Below are 18598 nucleotides of genomic sequence, written 5' to 3'. Positions count from 1 at the left end.
CTGAACAGATTTTTGCTTAATATCGGTCTTCGGTTGTGCACTTGTGCAATTTAAAGTAGTAGGGTTTAAGCAAAACAAATAATTGGCGAGGAATTTTTATGGCTCAACATTTTGACTATATCGCAATCGGTGGCGGTAGCGGCGGGATCGCATCTGCAAACCGAGCGGCGATGCGAGGTGCCAAGGTGGCATTAATAGAAGCAAAGCACTTAGGCGGTACTTGTGTAAACGTGGGCTGCGTTCCAAAAAAAGCGATGTGGCACGGTGCTCAAGTTGCTGAAGCCATTAAACTATACGCACCAGATTATGGTTTTGATGTTGAACTAAAGAACTTCGATTGGGGTAAACTCGTTGAGAGCCGCGAAGCCTACATTGGCCGTATTCACCAAGGTTACAACGGCTACCTAGCGAAAAATGGCGTCACCGTGATCAATGGCTTTGCTAAGTTTGTTGATAACAACACCATTGAAGTCAATGGTGAGCACTACACTGCCGATCATATCAATATTACCGTAGGTGGCCGCCCAACGATCCCTAATATTCCAGGCGCTGAGCACGGTATCGATTCAAACGGTTTCTTTGAGCTTAAAGAGCAACCTCGCCGCGTAGCGGTTGTGGGCGCGGGTTATATCGCGGTAGAGCTTGCGGGCGTATTGCACAGCTTGGGCACAGAAACCCATCTATTTGTTCGTAAGCACGCCCCTCTTCGTAACTTTGATCCTATCTTGGTTGAAACCTTAACTGAAGTAATGGAAAAAGAAGGTCCAACGCTGCACACTCACGCAGTACCACAGTCAGTGACCAAAGAAGAGGATGGCTCCGTCACCTTACATCTTGAAAATGGTGAGTCTTACACCGTAGACAAACTGATCTGGGCAATTGGTCGTGAACCAATGACAGATCTTATCAACCTCGCTGCGACAGATGTAGAAACCACGCCTAGCGGCCATATTAAAGTCGACGAATGGCAAAACACCTCAGCCAAAGGTATCTACGCGCTCGGTGATATTATGGATGGTGGTATAGAGCTAACTCCGGTAGCCGTAAAAGCAGGTAGAATGCTAGCCGAGCGCCTATTCAATCCGGAATTGCCAAACGCAAAAATGGATTACGATCTAGTCCCTACCGTCGTCTTTAGCCACCCACCGATTGGCACAATTGGTCTAACAGAGCCAGAAGCGGAAGAAAAGTACGGTAAAGACAACATCAAGGTCTATACCTCTACCTTTGCTGCAATGTACACCGCGGTCACTCAGCACCGCCAACCGTGTCGCATGAAACTTGTATGCGCAGGCCCAGAAGAAACCGTAGTGGGTCTACACGGCATCGGCTTCGCAGTAGATGAGATGATCCAAGGTTTCGCCGTCGCAATGAAGATGGGTGCAACCAAAGCAGACTTTGACTCGGTAGTCGCGATACACCCGACTGGTTCCGAGGAATTTGTGACTATGAGGTAATAGACTGATTTAGTTATCAAATTATCTTTTAAAAATAAAACGCGAGCGGCAGACAAGCTCGCGTTTTTTATTTATAGCCAACACCTTAACTAAAACTCACCTAGTAGGGTAAATAAGTATTTTAGTGCTTTCGATAGAGCAATACTATTTGAAAGATAGTGAATGCACAAAGTAAGACAGATGATCGTCTAATGAGGGGCAGAGCATACTTTGATTACTTATAAGCCAAAGAACACCTGTGCCCTAAATTTGTCGTTCCAGCCAGCAGTTTTCAATTTGCTACGTTGACTCGGTAAGCCGCATTCACACTGCTTGAGCATATTCATTACAAAACGCCTGAATAGGGCCATATTTTCCACCGCACCATCGAGACAAATTCTTGATGAATCCTCTTTAAAAACAACATCTAATACATAGTGCTGACCGTTCTCTATACGCCAGTGTTGGCGGATGTAGTGGCCTAGCATCTTATGTTTTGGTGACATTGAGCTGACGTAGTAGCTGGTATCAATACTGGTTTTACCGCCGCAGGCTCTGTGCCGTTCTACCGCGATGATGCTGCGGATTGTCGGCCAACGCGCCGCTAACGTTTCGTCTAATTTTGGCTTGAGTTGATACACTATCCGCGTCTCTGTGCGACCATGTGCCTGCTGCTTTACCTCGGTTACGACTTGCTCTTTACCAGCATCGAATACGCGTTGAAATTGCTCGGTTACAGCCTGGTGTAGCTTGGGTTGATTCTTTTTAACCTGTACCACAACATCGGCTTTTTTCGCAGCAATCGTTTCTAGTGTTTGCCGTTGACAATGTAGTGCATCCACTGTGATAACACTGCCCTTAATATCAAGCACTTCAAGCATTTGCCGCACAACACTTATCTCGCCTTGCTTGGTTTCGGTGGACTGTTGTGACAATACTAACCCTGACTCTGTATCGTATGCAGTAACAAGTTGTAATGCCGCCTTTTTATCGCCGCGATATGAACCACGCAGTACTTTGCCGTCGAGTGCAATAACTGGTTTACCTGCGGTTTGTCGCTGCTCGTTGACCCAGTTTAACAGCGCTTCCAGCAGTGACTCTGCCACCACAGATTTGAGGATCCGAGCGATGGTATGGCGCTTTGGGATCCCGTTTTTAAATGGCCGATACTATCGCAACCAATCCTCCTTCGACTCGCCATAGAGCTGGATATCTTGCCAACCTTCAGCACCTGACATGATGGCACTAATAACAAGGAAAATGACATCAACTAAGTCGTGCTTTTTGTTGATATTAGAGCGAGTTTCTTCTACAACTGTAAGGTGTTCAATCAGGTTCATTGGTTGCGCCTAGCAATGGGATTGGCGCTATTTGATCATAAATTAGCTAAAAGTGCGATCCCGCCTTGGCTGGTATATGAAGCATTTTTGCTAAGGCTTCATAAGCAGAGCTATAATATCTTTTTGTTCTATTAAAGCCTGTGGAAGTCACCTTTATACTTTTAGCAACGTCCAAGCCGCGATTTAAATAAGTAAAAAGTTGGGAAAACTCATTAAATAAACTTATAAATTCTTCAAAAATACTAAAGCTATCATTCTTAGTGTTTTGGTTAAATTGAATGAGTGCGCTTAAATCCCCAGCTTTTGCCTTTTCCTCTCGCAAACCATTAAGAACATCGTGGCCATAAGAGCCAATAATGTGGTTCAAAAGCTTACTAAAATAGTACTCTAATCTCTTACCTTTTTGCTCCTCAAAGTTGCCTGTATTTTTTCAATATATTTATCTGCAAGAGTAGCTTTGTCTTTATGTAACAAGGCACAGATTTTTAAATAAAAGCGCATTACTTCGCTGTTATAATTATCATATGTTACACGATGCTCCAGTACACCTTCGTTTTTTCTTTCTCTAACTCCTGAGCCATTCGCTGTATCTCTAATATATTAGAGAAGGTTGCTTGTAATACAATCACCAGCCTCAACAACTTTATGACTAACACCGAAGTCAGGATTTAAATGAACCTGAATTGCGTCACTATATCCAAAGCTTGCTTCACTACAATTACGAATATATCGATATTCGCCTTTTGAAAACAAGTTTTCCAACCCAAATTCAATTTCTTCATCACATTCTGTGCAAGGGAAAGTATGATATTGATTATCTTCCCTTCCAAGAGTCACCTTTAATAAGTGTTTCGTATCACATGTGTCACAAATAATTTTTGGAGTTATGACCATAACCCCCTCTGACTAGGTATGAAAAAGCCAACGCCCAAAGCAGCGACGCGTATTAGCGCGTCCAGCCCGTAGGGCGATGCAGCCTTTGCCTGTTAAATATTTTTATCAAATTTTATCTTGTGCAGCCTGTCAATATTCTTGAACACTAAAACGGCTGCTAGCAAGCTGAGTTGAAGAATAAAACCTAGCTCTACATTTGAACCAGAAATACCAATATAAAAATATGTAGATAAGGCTAAGCCTATAATAAATGATAAAGCTAAAGTGTAATTTAATTTTATAGGTTTTACTTGTTCGGCTACGTCATCACTTACATTTGGATATAACCAGCGTGTGAATCCTCCGATTAGTGAGCCTATAGTGACAATGATGTATGTGTAAGCTAATAATTCCAATTTATTTCCTTATCTATGCTTGGCTGTATAGGACATTTAACGCTTCAATAATGGGCAAAATTGTCCCAGCTAATTGGATTGTTAGGTGAATTGTACTCTTAATAAAAGATTGTTTTAAAGATAACCAGCATAAGACCAAATTAACGTACCTATGACAGACCAAACAAGATAATAAGATTGTACAGAGAGAAGAAGATTACCTTTAACTATCCTAGGATTTTCTAACTCTATACGTCTTTCTTCTGTGACCCGTTCACCTAAAACACCTTGTTCATGGTTCAGAGGATACATTGTTTTCAAGTACTTTAAATAATCTTCTTCTGTTGTGGGTACGTTGTAACTTAAAAAGAGAATTAAAGATATGGCACATAACAAACCACCACCTGCTGAAAGAATGGTGAAGTCATTACATAAAAATGAGATAACCAAGTGCAGTGCAATGATTGAAAGACAAAGACTGTTAGCAGAAATGAGACTACTTTTAAAAAGGCACAACATTTTAATAGGTATAGGTATTTTTACCGCTGTGTTTTCCATTTATTTTAAACTCCTTGTGCTGAAGCAGTTTGTTATAAGTGGTTGATCTAAAGAAACAATAGTTTTGATATGAGCTGGGTATTCACCTAACAGCTTATTCTGTCCCGCTTTGGTAGCTTATAACACACCGAGGAATAATTGCTACTGTAAACAAGCATATAATACAGCGTTAAATTCCAGTTTGTCACTTTACCCTAAAACGGCAAGTAATAATGCTAAAGGATAAAATCAAGCACTTTGTATAAAAGCTTACGTAGCTTTCTCGCTACCAACGTCCGCTCTTCTCTATGTCGCCCTCAGAGCATGTACGTTAACGCATTTTGAGGCAGAAACTAGTTACGCTGATGCTCCGCTCCTGCCGCTGAACAGGCTCCGATTTGATAAATTCCTATTTAGCGAATCTGACAAATTAGTTAAAACTTGTTCACTTAAAAGTACTTTCCAGAGTGTTGATTTAGAGCTACGTGTTTGCTATGTATTGTTAACTCTTTGGTATCATGCTCAACGCTGCTTTGACTTGATCTTTCATTGCTTCATTAAATAAATGAGTATTGGCAATCAGCGTATTAACCGCAAAACCATTTTCAGCTGATTGTTTACGAATACGCTCTTTGGCAGCAAATGCAAACTTTTGCCGGTGATAAACATCTTCCCACCAATCATGCCCATATCTTTTTCGCAGACTAGCTTTAATTGATCTAAAACGAACTTTACTGTCAAAACCTTCTGCTGACGCTAAGACACTTGCCCATATCATACGCAGTTGCAGATCATTCGGAATCCAGTTTTGATCGCGAAGCTGGCCAATCACTTCAGGGTGTAAATATAGCGTTCCCTCAGAGGCTTTTCGTTTTACCCACAGAGGTTGAGCTGTTTGGAATGCTACTTTCTTATCTTGAACACTATATCCTTGGCAATGTAACTCCCATGTTTCCAACTCATCTATTGACGCTAGTTTCTGTATTAACTCTACCATGCACAATTTCTCCGATGATTAGCTACACTCTCACACTTTCAACTTCTGCAAGCGTAGATTTTTTCCGAACTTTATCTTTACGGCCATTAGCATTTACAAGAGCCGGCTCAATACCATCCATATAATTATGCTCATAAGTGATTTCTTTGGTGGGAGTTTTTAAAACGGCTTTAATGCTTACATGGCAACTTTGCCCATTTTCCAAACCTGCAATATGATCTGCTTGCTCAGCGGTCAAATTGCCTTCAACAAGAATAACATCGTTAAAAGATAATCTAGGGACTATGCACCTATGTATGAAGTTGTCACATTTAACATTCACACCGCCATAGTTAAACTCAATAGTTATTTGCTTTATCGTGATATCAAACGGATTGAAGTTTGCGCCTCGCAACCAAAGTTTAAACTTGGGCAACCCATCCAGCCATAACTCGAAAGGTTTATGTCTTGGACGCAGATCAATGTTCATATTATTTGCAGTGTGACTTTCCAGATAAAAAAGACTAATCACATTGCTATAAGTTTTAACTATGACCTTTATGAGAACTTTTAGTATTGCCTTTACATTCAGTTTTGCGAGCCACGCCAAGAGAGCTACACCAATACCACTAAAAATCCACTCTTTGTGATCCATCAACATTTCTATCATGCAAATATCCTTAAATTAGTGCCGTTATGCACTCATGAGCGAGACAGGCTAATTCACATTTATCTAGTGACTTAGCTTCTAGTACTGTCAAATTGAGCTCGAATTAATGTTATCTACTCATTGTTAAACAATCCTGCCTTGTTCTACAAGTGTTAATTTTTAGTATCAAGGATATACCCACTTAGCGAGTGCAGCCGCCTTGTGCGGCACACGAAATAAAAAGCAGATAGTTACTCTAAATAGCAGGAGATTCGCTTACACGGCATGTGGAGCTGGTTGCAAGGTTAGAGGAGGTATATTCAAATGAGTTAAGGCAACCCAAGAAATAAGTTTATAATTATCTAGTAGTCAGAAACTTAAACAATAATCTCAGTTCAATACAGCTCTTTGGCAAATATTGACGCAGCCTTGATAAGGATATCACGCTCTTTTGACACTTCTTCGAGGCGCTGTTTTAATGATTTAACGACCAAGCTACCGTTTGAGCTGTCATCTTGTTTAGCCGCTTTGATCCAAGCATATAACGTGCTTTGGCCTATCTCCAAGTCTTTCGCCACATCAGCGACTCGCTCTCCCTCGGACAGTACTCTTTTTGTCGCCAATAACTTCATTTCATTTGAGTAAGTTTTACTCACTTTCATATTCCCCGATCAAAGCTTAGAGAATCTAAGTACCAGCTTTTTATTATGATTTACCTTTGGATTTTATTAACCCCCTCCCTATTAGGCTTAAAGAAGCTAGGGCAAGAGCAAATATTTCTCAAAGAGATTTGGGAGTTAGAATTGGTCTGGAGCCAGGCTCTGCGAGTGGGCGCATGAATCATTACGAAAAAGGCAGGCATACACCTGATCTGCAAACATTAAAACGAATAGCTGAAGAGCTGGGTGTTCCGCTAAACTACTTCTTTTGCGAAAACGATGAAATGGCCAAGTTTGTTATTTTATTTGAGAAGTTGCCCCAAAAAGAGAAAGAAGCACTGCTAACTGCGCTTGAAACAAAGCAAAGAACCTAATAATCACTCTTTCTGTATTTCAATGTTAGGTTTAAATATTTGATAACAAGTATGCATCTTAACACGAGCCATAGCTGTCTGCTCTTCCCTCAAGACACCTTTTATTTTCAATGTTGCGTAAGACATTCTCTAAGTGGTTCCACCGCTCCAGTATTCTTGTAAATAAAAAGTTGCATTTCAATTTGTAAACACCGAACATATAACAAGTGATAAAAGTGAAATTTGCTATATTAAAGCTTTGTCTTCACTTTTAGCTCTGACTCTAAAGAAAGTTAATGGGAGCTGTAAAATATTCAAAAAGTTTCCAATACAAGCAATAGAATCAAGGAAATGGCAATTGGTTGATCAAAGCGTAAATGCGGGTGTGAGGGCACAGCAAGGTTTTGCGTTGCAAAGAAATATGGCTCTTTTCATCATACTAGATAACTACGATAGCAAATTTGCTGGCACTAAATATTTTTTATCACTTGAACATTTAGAAGATATATTGTTCTGCTATTTAGATAATCATGGCCAAGCGATCAAAGTCGAAACCTATCAATCGAAAAAGAAGTCTAGTGGTAATTGGAAAATTGGTGTTGAACTAGCTGAAATCATTATTAAAGTGCTAAAAGTCGGGAAATCACTGATTTCAGATTCACATCCAAAATGTTCCAGTTACGGCCATGACCTGTACTTTTCGTCAAATACAGCCATACATCTAGAGAAAAGAGTAACAGTCAATAAAAAGAAGAGTACATACTCTAAGACTGTAAACGAGGAAGATATTGAGGTCATTTATAACGATTTGGATCCTATTCTACAGAAGGCGATTACCGATAAACTTGCAAAGCACGATGCTTTCGTTGAAGAAAACCTGAGTGATGAGTTAAAAAATTTAAAATTCTTATATATAGACTTTAACAAAACTAATAAAGAACAAGAAAACCAACTAAGGGCCAAGCTTGAAGATGTTTTTGATAGAAAAATTAATGATTCGAAAGCAGCATTAGAATCAATCTTTGGACTATTCAAAAATGCAGAACTAACATACAACCAAAAGAGTATTGCCAGGCTCTCTGATAAATCAAAGCAAATACATAGCCAAGACATCAACAATGTCATTAAAGTTATTACAACAAAATCTAAAGCTTTTCAGTTCTGGAGGGATCACAAAAGGGAAATTGCTCAAAAGCTAAAGATTAAGCCATTTGAACGTGAAATATTTGAACAAAAATTTAGCTTAGCCTTTGATTTGTTTAAGAGTAAGGAAGAAGCTGAGCATCGGAAAATTTTGATGTTCGTAAAGTCGAACTATAGGGAATGCAAAAGTTACAACGAAGATGAATGTATCGAAGAACTTGTTGCGAAGTTTAGATATGAAGATAGCTCAAAGTTGGAGGAAGAAACACTAAAAGCCACTATGTATGCAGCTTACTTCGAGTCAATTAATAAAATGGATGATTAAAAATTGGGCGCATTAATTGAGTACAATAAGTTCTTTGCTTTTAGCAAAAATGATAAAAAGTATTTTAATACTGATTTTTCCAAAGGAATCAATATTGTCCATGGAAAAAACACATCAGGAAAAAGTACCTTTATACAATCCATTATCTACACATTCGGGATAAATGACGAAAAGAGAAAACTGGCAGAGTTGCTCAAAGAAGAAGTTATTTTTAGACTGGATCTTACTATTTTCAACCCAACACCCACAAAGGTGTCAATTGTAAGAGATGATGAAATTGTGTCTATTAAGGTCGAAAATAAAGCACCTGTAAAATTTATTGGTATAGGTGGAAACAAGTCTAGAGAGCACATAAAATTAAAATCTTTTCTATCTGAGTTATTCTGTTTCGACTTACATCTCGAGTACGATAATGAATACAAACCAGCTTCACTTGAAGCTATGTTTTTGCCTTATTACATAGCGCAAGATGTTGGCTGGGTTTCTCGTCATAAATCATTTAGAGGTCTCGACTTTGTAAAAAACTTTAAGAATGATTTTTTTGACTACTTCCTAGGCATAGTAAACAATTACGATAGGATAGAAAAAAGTCAACTCGAAAAACAAAAGAAAGAGCTGGAAGCTGAATCAAGAATCATTCATAGAATAGAGAAAAATGACAAAGCCATAAAGCTAGCTAAGTTAAAAGATGAAATATTTACCGCGAGAACCATTGAGTATATTGAACCTTACAAAGAAAATAAATCAAAACTAATAGAGCTTGAAAAAGAATACCTTATATTATGTAATAAAATCACTCTATTAGAGGAAAGCCGGAAGGTATTGCTTAGAGTAAAAAGAAGCTTAAACAAAGATATTTTATCTCAAACAAAATGTCCAACTTGCTCTCATGAGCTATCACACTCTCTGGAAGATACTTATAACTATTATCAAGATTTAAATGATACGGAAAATCAATTAGAAGAACTAAATAAAAACATAAAATCCCTTAAAGATTCACAAGGAGCACTTAACAAAGTATTGAGTGATATTAATGACAAAAAAGTAATCGTTGAAAAAGACTATTATGAGTTGATCGAGTACAAAGTAGATAACGTGACGCTCGAATCGTGGCTAAGCAACAAAGTAAACATAAAATTGTCTGATGAGCTAAAAAGTAAACTCGGTGAAATTACATCAAAGATATTTAATACTGAAGAAAAACTTAGTAAGTTCAAGACTGATGAAGCTGTAAAATCAGAAAGAAGTAGAGCTAGTTATGCTTTTAAAGCAACTTTTGAAAAATATGCTTCAGAATTAAAAGTCAAACCATTTGATAATGAACAATTTTATTTACTGTATGAAATACCTGCGTTTCCTAGACAAGGTGTTGAGCTACTTAAAACCCTACTAGCATACAATTTTGCATTTGTAGATATTATAAAAAGAACGAGCCACACACATGTATTGCCTTTTCTCCTTGATGCCATATTCGAGGGTGACTTTGAAGATGAGAGTAAAAATGAAATACTCGATTTTATAAAAAATCATTCATCAAACAATCAGCAAATAATATTTTCAATAGCTGACTCTAAAAGCAACGTTAACTCAGCTACGACATACAATGAAAAACACTTTAATAACCGAGCAAATCTTATTTGTATTGGTGAGAACACAAAGAAAAGGTCATTTCTTTCAAAGTACGTTGGAAATTTCGAAGAGTATATTGAAGAGACGATTGAAATTTTGAATTAAAAAACATGACTTATACAAGTCAAAATTAAAGTTGCGATTCATGTATTTCCAATGAAAGTTTCAAAATACAATTTGAAATTTAAGCGGTAATTTTCTGGAAAATACGATAGGCGACTTATTTTTTCGGGAGAAATTGTGGAAATTTGCTATTTTTCTGGAAAACACGCATAACCTTTATAACCAAAGGCTTTACAGAAATCTTCCAGATTCTACGTGTGACAGTAGTGCTTTACTATGAGGTAACAGACTGATTTAAATATAAAATAATCTTTTAAAATTAAAACGCGAGCGGCAGACAAGCTCGCGTTTTTTATATGTTAATTCAACGCTTCAAGCGCTCATCTAGCAAACTGGATTGGTGTCATTGGCTCGCAAGCTCAGTCAATGCCTGCTTGATAAGCTCAGGATGGGTAAATGGGATCAGGTGCTCAGTTGATGATATTGGTAAATACTGCCCACCACTGGTTTCAGCAACTTCTTGAGACCATTTTCTCCCCTCTGCCTCCCATTTAATGAGATTAGCTTTCGCTTCTTCAGAGTCTGCATTGGCGATATCTAGTTTTTCAAACTCACTATCTATCACTGAAATAGGAATGCTGCTGTCTGGCTGCCAGTTTCTTACTAACTCCAAGTCATCATGGTAGTTCATCATTTCGTGTACTCGAGTAAGTTGAGCTGCAACACTGTGGCGGGTTTGCATTATGTGATTGAAATATTGCCAATCCATGTAGTCTGCAAACTCGCTTCCTTCAAGCAGTGTTTCAATATGCGCCTGCTCTTCAGCTATTTTGCTATCCATCTTTTCTTGCCAATTACCAGCAGCAACATGATCAATCAAGTCTTGTCCGTATTGACGATAAACATCAACTGGGTAACCTTGATACTGAGCAATAGAATGTGGCAGTAAAATATCTGGGTCTAACCACAACATGCTTGCTATCTTTTGTTGAAACTCCTGTGATTTTTGCATCGCAATTAGCGGCACTGAATTACTATTTGCGTAACTCAACAAATGCACATCACTGAGATTGAGCTTTTCAAATAGTACAGGGAGGTCGTGTGCAAATTTATTCATGGAAGGTGTGTCATCAACACTACTTAATCCCTGCCCTAGCCTATCAATGACGTAAACATTAAAACTCTCTGCCAAGTAAGGCTGTAGTAACGCGAACCAAGCACTATCACTATGAAAATGCATATTCGCACCCGAGAGCATGACCACGGTTGGCTTATCTGCATGCTGCTTTAATTGCCGAACATGGTAATAATCGTTGTTTACTGCGATAAGATCAGAGCCTTGGGGCAGCACATAACGGCTTGTCGACTCAAAAAATGCCATTATCGATTCGGTGGTTTGAACAGGTGGTAAATTCCAACTATGACGAGCCCCGTCTACACTAATGAGCTGCGTTTGAATATTGCGATTAGGATAGTGAGTTAACGTCACGCCTTCCGCTATTTCTTCATCAACAGATAAAGCAGCCTCATAGTTTAGATTAGCAATAATTTTAATCGCTTGAAGTGACGAGAGTAGCCCAAAATTTGCGTGACTTTTGCCATTATAGGGCAATACTGAGTCTGCTTTACCGTGCATAATTCGGTAGTTTGTAGGTGTCGAAAAGTTACAGCTATCACCTAATTGGTAGGACATAGGTGCTGCAACCGTTACTATCGCATTAAACGTCTCCGAGCGGTTACATAATAAGTTTTGTACAAATAACCCGCCTTGAGAAAAGCCGGTCGCATAAATTTCACCGTCAATGACATCATATTTGGCTTTTATTTCTGCAATCATCTGATCAACAAAGCCTAAGTCATCTACACCTAAACGATGTGCCTTGTTACAACCACAGCCTTCATTCCACTCTTCGTTTTTTGATTTGGGATAAACAACAATATAATCATCGCTTTGCTCATGTAGCTTGGTTAAACCTGCCATACCGTAAGCAGTGCCTCCAGAACCATGAAAGGCTAACATCAGCTTGTACGCTTTATGTGGCTTTTCAATCGGCTTCATATAATAGTAACGCTCATTGAGTTGATGAACCTCCAGACCATTTACGGGCTTTAACACTCCATCGTCATTGCTTAACGCCTTTTTGCTGTCGCTACTGCTGCCACAGCCCGCGACTAAAGCTGCGAGTGTTAAACCTAACGCCTGTTTTAAAAACATTCGACTTGTCATGTTGGCCATTCCTATTTTATTGTTTTCATGTACTCTAAATAACCTGAGGTTTGGATAAGGAATGTTCCAACTCATTGTTGCTAAAGCACAACTTAGTTTTCTCCTTGTCTAGCCAGAGAGTTTTAGGGAAAACAAGGCGAATTTACGCACCAATAGCTGGCTATTGGAAGTGAATTCAACGCAGTTAGCGCTAAAACTGGCTGCTAGAAAGGCATTAATTATCCGCAGCTCAGGTTAAATACTTTGAAAAAGGGCGCGACGAATTCACATGAAATCGTTGTGAGGAATTCCTTACCAATAAATATAAACAATATAATCAAAGGGATAATAAATGCGCTATGAGATTGCAGCCATTCGGTTTGATACTGTTAATCGAACGCTGACGAGTAGCACAGACTCCATCAGACTTGAGCCTAAGCCATACTTATTGCTACAAACCTTAATTGCAGCAAATGGTAATGTTGTTTCGCGCGATAAACTCATTGCAGAAGTGTGGCAAGGTCGCGTAGTCACAGAGAGTGCAATCAATAAAGCCGTGTCGACATTGCGCCAGTATATGAATAAATTAGATGGTAAAACTGAGTATATAGAGACTATCCCTACCCTTGGATATCGACTGATTCCCGCGGCCACAAGTCATACTCCGGCTACAATAAATAAGACCAGCTCCCGGATCGCGCCACTTTTGGGTGTTTCTCTACTTATTACCAGCGTATGTGCGTTTATTGCCTATCAGTTCATGCAGCCAGCGCAAAATAACGAACCACTCCTACCACAAAAATTAACGAGCCAGAGCGGTATCGAGCTACAGTTAAGTAGCGCGCCTCAATATAAAAGCTTTAGCTACCTGCATCCTACCGACACTCAGCAATCGGAGTTATGGCTCAATCACAGCGAGCAACATAGAAAGCTGTTTTCTGGCAACATCAGCACACAAGCCTTAAGCTCAGACGCCAAGCACATCGCCTATATTGACGATGATAATGGCTGTACCGTAAAACAGTTTGATATCGCGCAGGCACGGCACACTACGCTATTCTCTTGCCAGCCTATCGAAAACATTAAACTAATATGGGGCGCAAATCCGCACGAAATCATTTATCGAAAACGCACAAATATACATAGTGGATACGGCCTTTACCGTTTCGACTTGAATACAAAGCAGCATATCCAGTTAACGCTTCCTCCAATCTCAGGAAACCTCAGGGGCGACCATCTATTTAGCTTATCCACAACTAAAGACCAACTCGCCGCCGCACGCTATCTTGGAGAAGATAAGCACGAACTGACGGTGTACGATTACCCAAGCATGTCAGTCAAGAGCACCGTTAAGTTACCTTATAATCTCACGGCACTGACTTGGTCTGCTAGCGGTCAATCTATTTACTTTAGCGCAGGCAGTAGCATTTATCGCGCTGATATAAAATCGAGCAAAGTAAAACTGCTTCACAAGCTCACAGCACCAATCGAAAGCCTAGTATTACAAGATAACAATGAGACCCTGCTCTTTAATCAATATAAGTTAACTAGCCTAATTCACCTTTTCGACGTATCGGAGCAAACCTTTTCACCACTTGTTGATAATCAGGCGTTGAATCGCTTACCTCGCGCAAATCAAATGCCGCAAGTTTGGTATATTTCGGATCACGGCGCGCATTCCGCTTTATGGTCTATCAACACTGAAACACAACAACACACTCAAGTTCACTTGCCTCACATTTTTAACTTTCAACGTTATCAACTCAACAATGACGCTTCTAAAATACTTTTTGAATATCAAGACGCCATTTACCAGTTTGCTATCAACAGTCAAAAAACAATGCAACTTATAGGTACTGAGCTTAAGCCTTACGTTGCCAATTACAGCCAAGATGACCATGAAATCATTTACAGCAGTGAACGCTCTGGTAGTTGGCAGTTATGGTCTCTAAATCTAATAACAAACCAACATCAGCAACTTACAACACAAGGTGGCTACAGCGGCTACAAGCTTAATAATGTGTTGTATTTTACCAAGTTTACACAGCCCGGAATTTGGCAACTGGAAGACGGGCAAGAGTTTGTAGTTGTGACGGATGTATCGGTGAGAAATTGGCTGAATTGGCGGCTCAGAGATAATGCGCTTTACTATGAAAAAGACAAAAGTATTTGGCGATTTGACCTGAAGACTAAACAAAAAAAGTTGTATTTCACCCCGCCACAACGATTTATTGGGCAGTTTGATATATTGCAAAACGGCGATGTGGTTTTCAGTGAGCTGAAGCAACCAAGTGGAGAGCTTTGGCAATTAGCCGTAAAAAATTAAAGTACAAACACAAAAAACCCAGCCGAGGCTGGGTTTTTATTGATTCTTGAAACGAATTACTTGATTTTCGCTTCTTTGAAGATCACGTGTTTACGAACCTTAGGGTCGAACTTTTTGATCTCCATTTTTTCAGGCATGTTACGCTTGTTCTTGTCGGTAGTGTAGAAATAACCAGTACCAGCAGTTGAAACTAAACGGATCTTATCACGCATGATTTAAGCTCCTTAAATTTTTTCGCCGCGAGCACGGATATCTACTAATACCGCGTCGATGCCTTTTTTATCGATAATACGCATACCTTTAGTAGTAGTGCGTAGAGAAACGAAACGCTTTTCGCTTTCAACCCAAAAACGGTGTGTTTGTAGGTTAGGTAGGAAGCGACGCTTAGTAGCGTTGCGCGCGTGCGAACGGTGGTTACCAACCACTGGGCGCTTACCTGTAACTTGACAGACTTTAGACATGTCTATGTATCTCCAATAACTTCGCTCGAGCTTAATTTTCCCTTAAAGGCCTTTTAACTGCGTGCCCTAGGTAAAATCAAAGGGCGCTCTTTATACAGTATCTACAGGCAGAGATCAAGGATCTGATCCTACTGAAATCAGCTCATGGGTAAATTTGATAGCGGCCAATTATAATGATCCGAAGCCCACTAGGAAAGTAAAAACTGCATTTAAATTGAACTAATTTATAAAATTTATACAAATATGCTGATTTAACGAGCAAATTTCTTTTTTGGCCCTTTCTACATCGTAATTTTCACTGTTTAATTTTCGTGCTTATACGTATATTTGGGCTGCAACACTCCACCAGCTACCTCACACTTCGAGTAAAAGCTGAGTGATCAAGCTCCATTCCATTTTGCTCAATTCAAAAGGACAACTTGAGAAAGCGAAACCCACCTGATAAAACAGCAACTCAGCTTAAATCAGTCCTCGTTCGGCAAACGAAATACAATGACTTCCGGCGACGATTAAATGGTCAAGTACATTAATATCGACCAGTGCCAAGCCTTGCTGCAATTTTTTCGTGATGAGTTTATCCGCTTCGCTGGGCTCTGCTACGCCCGATGGGTGGTTATGGGCAAAAATCACGGCTGCACAGTGGTATTTTAGTGCCGCCTTTACTACTTCTCTTGGATAAACCGAGGCCGCGTTAATTGTACCGTGAAACAACACTTCATCTTTTATCAGGCGATTTTGGTTGTCTAGATACAGCACCATAAACACTTCATGCCCAAGCCCCCGTAGTTGAGCACTCAAATAGTCACGTACCGCTGTCGGGTTTTGAAATACCGTTTCTCTTAAGCACTCTTCTTTTAGATAACGCCGGCTTAACTCCAAAACGGCCTGTAACTGAGTGTATTTGGCAACGCCTAAGCCTTTTAACGCTGAAAACTCTTCTAATGAGGCATTGAATAAACGCTGTAACGTTTGCTGTTCTTGTAACAGGGATTCGGCAAGCTCTATGGCATTTAATCCTTTGATCCCAGTGCGTAAAAAGATAGCCAATAACTCGGCATTGGATAACGCCTCAGGGCCTTGCTCTATTAACTTTTCTCTTGGCCGTGCGGATTTGGGTAAGGCTGATATTTGCATAATTTTTCCTTTTATGTGTTTGCCTCCATGGCATCCAAAGTGTAGCTACCAAAAAGTGAGAATTCAAAAATTATCACCGACTGTGATATCTTTAGTTTATTGATACTGTGATCGTATAAAACAAACATGCAAAGAAATAAACGCCTCTTACTTGGGATCAGCGGTGGTATCGCTGCTTACAAATGCGCAGAACTCGTTCGCCGCCTAAAAGAACAGCAAATAGATGTCAAAGTGGTGATGACGGAGTCTGCTAAGCACTTTATCACGCCACTGACAATGCAGGCGGTCTCTGGTGAAATCGTTTCTGACTCTTTGCTTGACCCACAAGCAGAAGCATCAATGGGGCATATCGAATTTGCAAAATGGGCAGACCTAGTGCTGGTTGCTCCTGCGACCTCGAATATCCTCGCCAAAATGGCGGCGGGTATTGCGGATGATTTACTGACCACATTACTGCTCGCGACGCCCGCGCCTGTTGCCGTAGCGCCGGCAATGAATCAACAGATGTATGCACATCTATCGACTCAAGCAAACCTCAATACCCTTGCATCACGCCATGTCCAAATCTGGGGACCCGGTAAAGGCGAGCAAGCCTGCGGAGATGTAGGCGCAGGACGCATGCTTGAACCCCATGAGTTGGTGCAACTGTGTTTAGCTGCACTTCGCCCTACTGAGCAAGTATTAGCAGGAAAAACGGTAACTATCACCGCAGGACCGACGCGCGAAGCATTAGATCCGGTGCGTTTTATTACTAACCACAGTTCAGGAAAAATGGGTTTTAGTCTTGCTGAGGCGGCAAAGGCTTTGGGTGCAAGCGTAAATCTGATCGCAGGCCCGGTTTCACTGAATACCCCCACAGGAATTACTCGAATTGATGTAGAAAGTGCTGAGCAGATGCAACAAGCTGCACTCGAGTATGCCGTACAATCAGATATTTTTATCGGCTGCGCTGCGGTTGCTGATTACCGTGCAGCCACCGTTGCCGAGCAAAAAATTAAAAAGCAAGGCAATGAAATCACACTAACATTGGTTAAAAACCCCGATATCATCGCCAATGTCGCAGCACTAAAACAATCTCGTCCTTATACCGTTGGCTTTGCAGCTGAGACGCAGAATGTCGCCGAATATGCGCAAGGAAAATTGGTCAATAAAGGGTTGGATATGATCTGTGCGAATGATGTGTCGGATAGCACAGGTGGTTTTAATTCTGATAACAACACATTGACCCTATATTGGAAAAAAGACCGACTTGAACTCCCTCACTCTAGCAAAAAAGAGTTAGCACTTACTGTCATGCAAGCTATTGCCGAAAAGATAAAATAACCTTCATGTAAAAGACTGGAAAGAAACTGAATAAAACATTAACATGATACCCCGATAATGTGTAAACAAGTCGGGGTTTGCACTTCTGCGCATCACTCTCTGTGCTTAATAAACCCGACAAAAATAATATAACAATTAGAAAAATAAGGGAAATTTCATGCCAGCGACAAAACGTAGTAATCGCAAAGAGCAAATTCTTCAATCACTCGCACAAATGTTGGAAACCAGCCCAGGACAACGTATCACCACAGCTAAACTCGCTGCTGAAGTCGGGGTTTCAGAAGCTGCGCTTTATCGTCACTTTCCAAGTAAAGCGAGAATGTTTGAGGGGCTTATTGAGTTCATCGAAGATACGTTGCTGTCACGCATTAATTTAATCCTAGAAAACGAAAAAGAAACTCGTAACCGGATCTACAACATTCTTACTCTACTCCTAGCCTTTGCAGAGAAAAATCCTGGCATCACACGTATCTTAACGGGAGATGCACTACAAGGTGAGCAAGAACGTTTACGTGAACGAGTTCAAAGCTTATTTGAAAAGCTTGAGACACAATTCAAACAAGTTTTAAGAGAGCGCAAGCTGCGAGAAGGTAAGGCATTCACGAGTGAAGAAAGTGTACTGGCTAACTTATTCTTAGCTTTTGTTGAAGGTAAGATGAACCAGTTTGTAAGAAGTGACTTTAAAGCAAAACCAACCGCGCAATTCGATAAACAGTGGGTTGAGCTTGAGAAAATCTGGCTTTAAACACCTGCGGCTAGCCGCTTAAATA

General features: G+C 40.1%; 18 protein-coding genes and 1 pseudogene. 7 read left to right on the top strand and 12 right to left on the bottom strand.

Annotated elements, in window-relative coordinates; genetic code table 11:
• Nucleotides 1-98 precede the first annotated feature (98 nt).
• Complete coding sequence (gorA, locus tag PNC201_RS02090; RefSeq protein WP_095729736.1) at nt 99-1457, top strand: glutathione-disulfide reductase; 1359 nt, start codon at nt 99-101, stop codon at nt 1455-1457.
• Nucleotides 1458-1675: 218 nt separating this feature from the next.
• Here the strand turns inward: gorA and PNC201_RS02085 are convergent.
• From PNC201_RS02085 to PNC201_RS02055, 8 genes and pseudogenes are all read right to left on the bottom strand, one after another.
• Nucleotides 1676-2776: pseudogene (locus PNC201_RS02085) on the bottom strand (ISAs1 family transposase).
• A 46-nt stretch (nt 2777-2822) separates the two neighbouring features.
• Nucleotides 2823-3143 carry a hypothetical protein gene (locus PNC201_RS02080; protein WP_102056019.1) on the bottom strand — a complete coding sequence of 107 codons (321 nt, stop codon included), beginning with the start codon at nt 3141-3143 and terminating at the stop codon, nt 2823-2825.
• A gap of 233 nt (nt 3144-3376) precedes the next feature.
• A complete protein-coding gene (locus PNC201_RS23220) occupies nt 3377-3670 on the bottom strand; it encodes a hypothetical protein (RefSeq protein WP_158299094.1) in 294 nt (97 codons plus the stop codon).
• Between the two features lie 92 nt (nt 3671-3762).
• Nucleotides 3763-4065, bottom strand: a complete 303-nt coding sequence (locus tag PNC201_RS02075) for a hypothetical protein (RefSeq protein ID WP_102056018.1) — start codon at nt 4063-4065, stop codon at nt 3763-3765.
• Between the two features lie 114 nt (nt 4066-4179).
• Nucleotides 4180-4602 carry a hypothetical protein gene (locus PNC201_RS02070; protein ID WP_102056017.1) on the bottom strand — a complete coding sequence of 141 codons (423 nt, stop codon included), beginning with the start codon at nt 4600-4602 and terminating at the stop codon, nt 4180-4182.
• A gap of 481 nt (nt 4603-5083) precedes the next feature.
• The gene (locus PNC201_RS02065; RefSeq protein ID WP_102056016.1) at nt 5084-5578 is read right to left on the bottom strand and encodes a hypothetical protein; all 495 of its coding nucleotides are present in this window, start codon (nt 5576-5578) and stop codon (nt 5084-5086) included.
• Nucleotides 5579-5600: 22 nt separating this feature from the next.
• Nucleotides 5601-6227, bottom strand: coding sequence for a hypothetical protein (locus PNC201_RS02060; protein ID WP_102056015.1), 627 nt, complete (start codon nt 6225-6227; stop codon nt 5601-5603).
• A gap of 374 nt (nt 6228-6601) precedes the next feature.
• Complete coding sequence (locus PNC201_RS02055) at nt 6602-6862, bottom strand: transposase (RefSeq protein WP_158299093.1); 261 nt, start codon at nt 6860-6862, stop codon at nt 6602-6604.
• A 62-nt stretch (nt 6863-6924) separates the two neighbouring features.
• Between PNC201_RS02055 and PNC201_RS02050 the strand changes: the two genes are divergently transcribed.
• The 3 genes from PNC201_RS02050 to PNC201_RS02040 all read left to right on the top strand — a co-directional run bounded on the left by PNC201_RS02050 (nt 6925) and on the right by PNC201_RS02040 (nt 10420).
• On the top strand, nt 6925-7239 hold the full coding sequence (locus PNC201_RS02050) for a helix-turn-helix domain-containing protein (RefSeq protein WP_102056013.1): 315 nt from the start codon (nt 6925-6927) through the stop codon (nt 7237-7239).
• 337 nt (nt 7240-7576) lie between these two features.
• Nucleotides 7577-8686, top strand: coding sequence for a hypothetical protein (locus PNC201_RS02045; protein WP_102056012.1), 1110 nt, complete (start codon nt 7577-7579; stop codon nt 8684-8686).
• A gap of 3 nt (nt 8687-8689) precedes the next feature.
• Nucleotides 8690-10420, top strand: coding sequence for a hypothetical protein (locus tag PNC201_RS02040; RefSeq protein ID WP_102056010.1), 1731 nt, complete (start codon nt 8690-8692; stop codon nt 10418-10420).
• A 361-nt stretch (nt 10421-10781) separates the two neighbouring features.
• Here the strand turns inward: PNC201_RS02040 and PNC201_RS02035 are convergent, their stop codons facing one another.
• Nucleotides 10782-12605 carry an alpha/beta hydrolase gene (locus PNC201_RS02035; protein WP_102056007.1) on the bottom strand — a complete coding sequence of 608 codons (1824 nt, stop codon included), beginning with the start codon at nt 12603-12605 and terminating at the stop codon, nt 10782-10784.
• A gap of 331 nt (nt 12606-12936) precedes the next feature.
• Here PNC201_RS02035 and PNC201_RS02030 point away from each other — a divergent pair, with 331 nt between their 5' ends.
• Complete coding sequence (locus tag PNC201_RS02030; RefSeq protein ID WP_102056005.1) at nt 12937-14910, top strand: winged helix-turn-helix domain-containing protein; 1974 nt, start codon at nt 12937-12939, stop codon at nt 14908-14910.
• A 56-nt stretch (nt 14911-14966) separates the two neighbouring features.
• Here PNC201_RS02030 and rpmG read toward each other — a convergent pair whose 3' ends face one another.
• From rpmG to radC, 3 genes are all read right to left on the bottom strand, one after another.
• Nucleotides 14967-15122, bottom strand: coding sequence for a 50S ribosomal protein L33 (rpmG, locus tag PNC201_RS02025; protein ID WP_010364212.1), 156 nt, complete (start codon nt 15120-15122; stop codon nt 14967-14969).
• A gap of 12 nt (nt 15123-15134) precedes the next feature.
• Complete coding sequence (gene rpmB / locus PNC201_RS02020; RefSeq protein WP_010605890.1) at nt 15135-15371, bottom strand: 50S ribosomal protein L28; 237 nt, start codon at nt 15369-15371, stop codon at nt 15135-15137.
• Between the two features lie 459 nt (nt 15372-15830).
• Nucleotides 15831-16505 carry a RadC family protein gene (gene radC, locus PNC201_RS02015; protein ID WP_010605891.1) on the bottom strand — a complete coding sequence of 225 codons (675 nt, stop codon included), beginning with the start codon at nt 16503-16505 and terminating at the stop codon, nt 15831-15833.
• 126 nt (nt 16506-16631) lie between these two features.
• Here radC and coaBC point away from each other — a divergent pair, with 126 nt between their 5' ends.
• Complete coding sequence (coaBC, locus tag PNC201_RS02010) at nt 16632-17828, top strand: bifunctional phosphopantothenoylcysteine decarboxylase/phosphopantothenate--cysteine ligase CoaBC (RefSeq protein ID WP_102056003.1); 1197 nt, start codon at nt 16632-16634, stop codon at nt 17826-17828.
• A gap of 157 nt (nt 17829-17985) precedes the next feature.
• Nucleotides 17986-18573: a nucleoid occlusion factor SlmA gene (slmA, locus tag PNC201_RS02005; RefSeq protein ID WP_010376740.1), complete on the top strand. Its 588-nt coding sequence runs from the start codon at nt 17986-17988 to the stop codon at nt 18571-18573.
• Nucleotides 18574-18598: the final 25 nt, after the last annotated feature.

Origin of the sequence: Pseudoalteromonas sp. NC201, from assembly GCF_002850255.1 — a bacterium.
In the GTDB taxonomy this organism is placed as follows: domain Bacteria; phylum Pseudomonadota; class Gammaproteobacteria; order Enterobacterales; family Alteromonadaceae; genus Pseudoalteromonas.
The sequence above is the reverse complement of the archived record's forward strand: the minus strand, read 5'-3'. Positions and strand labels throughout refer to the sequence as shown.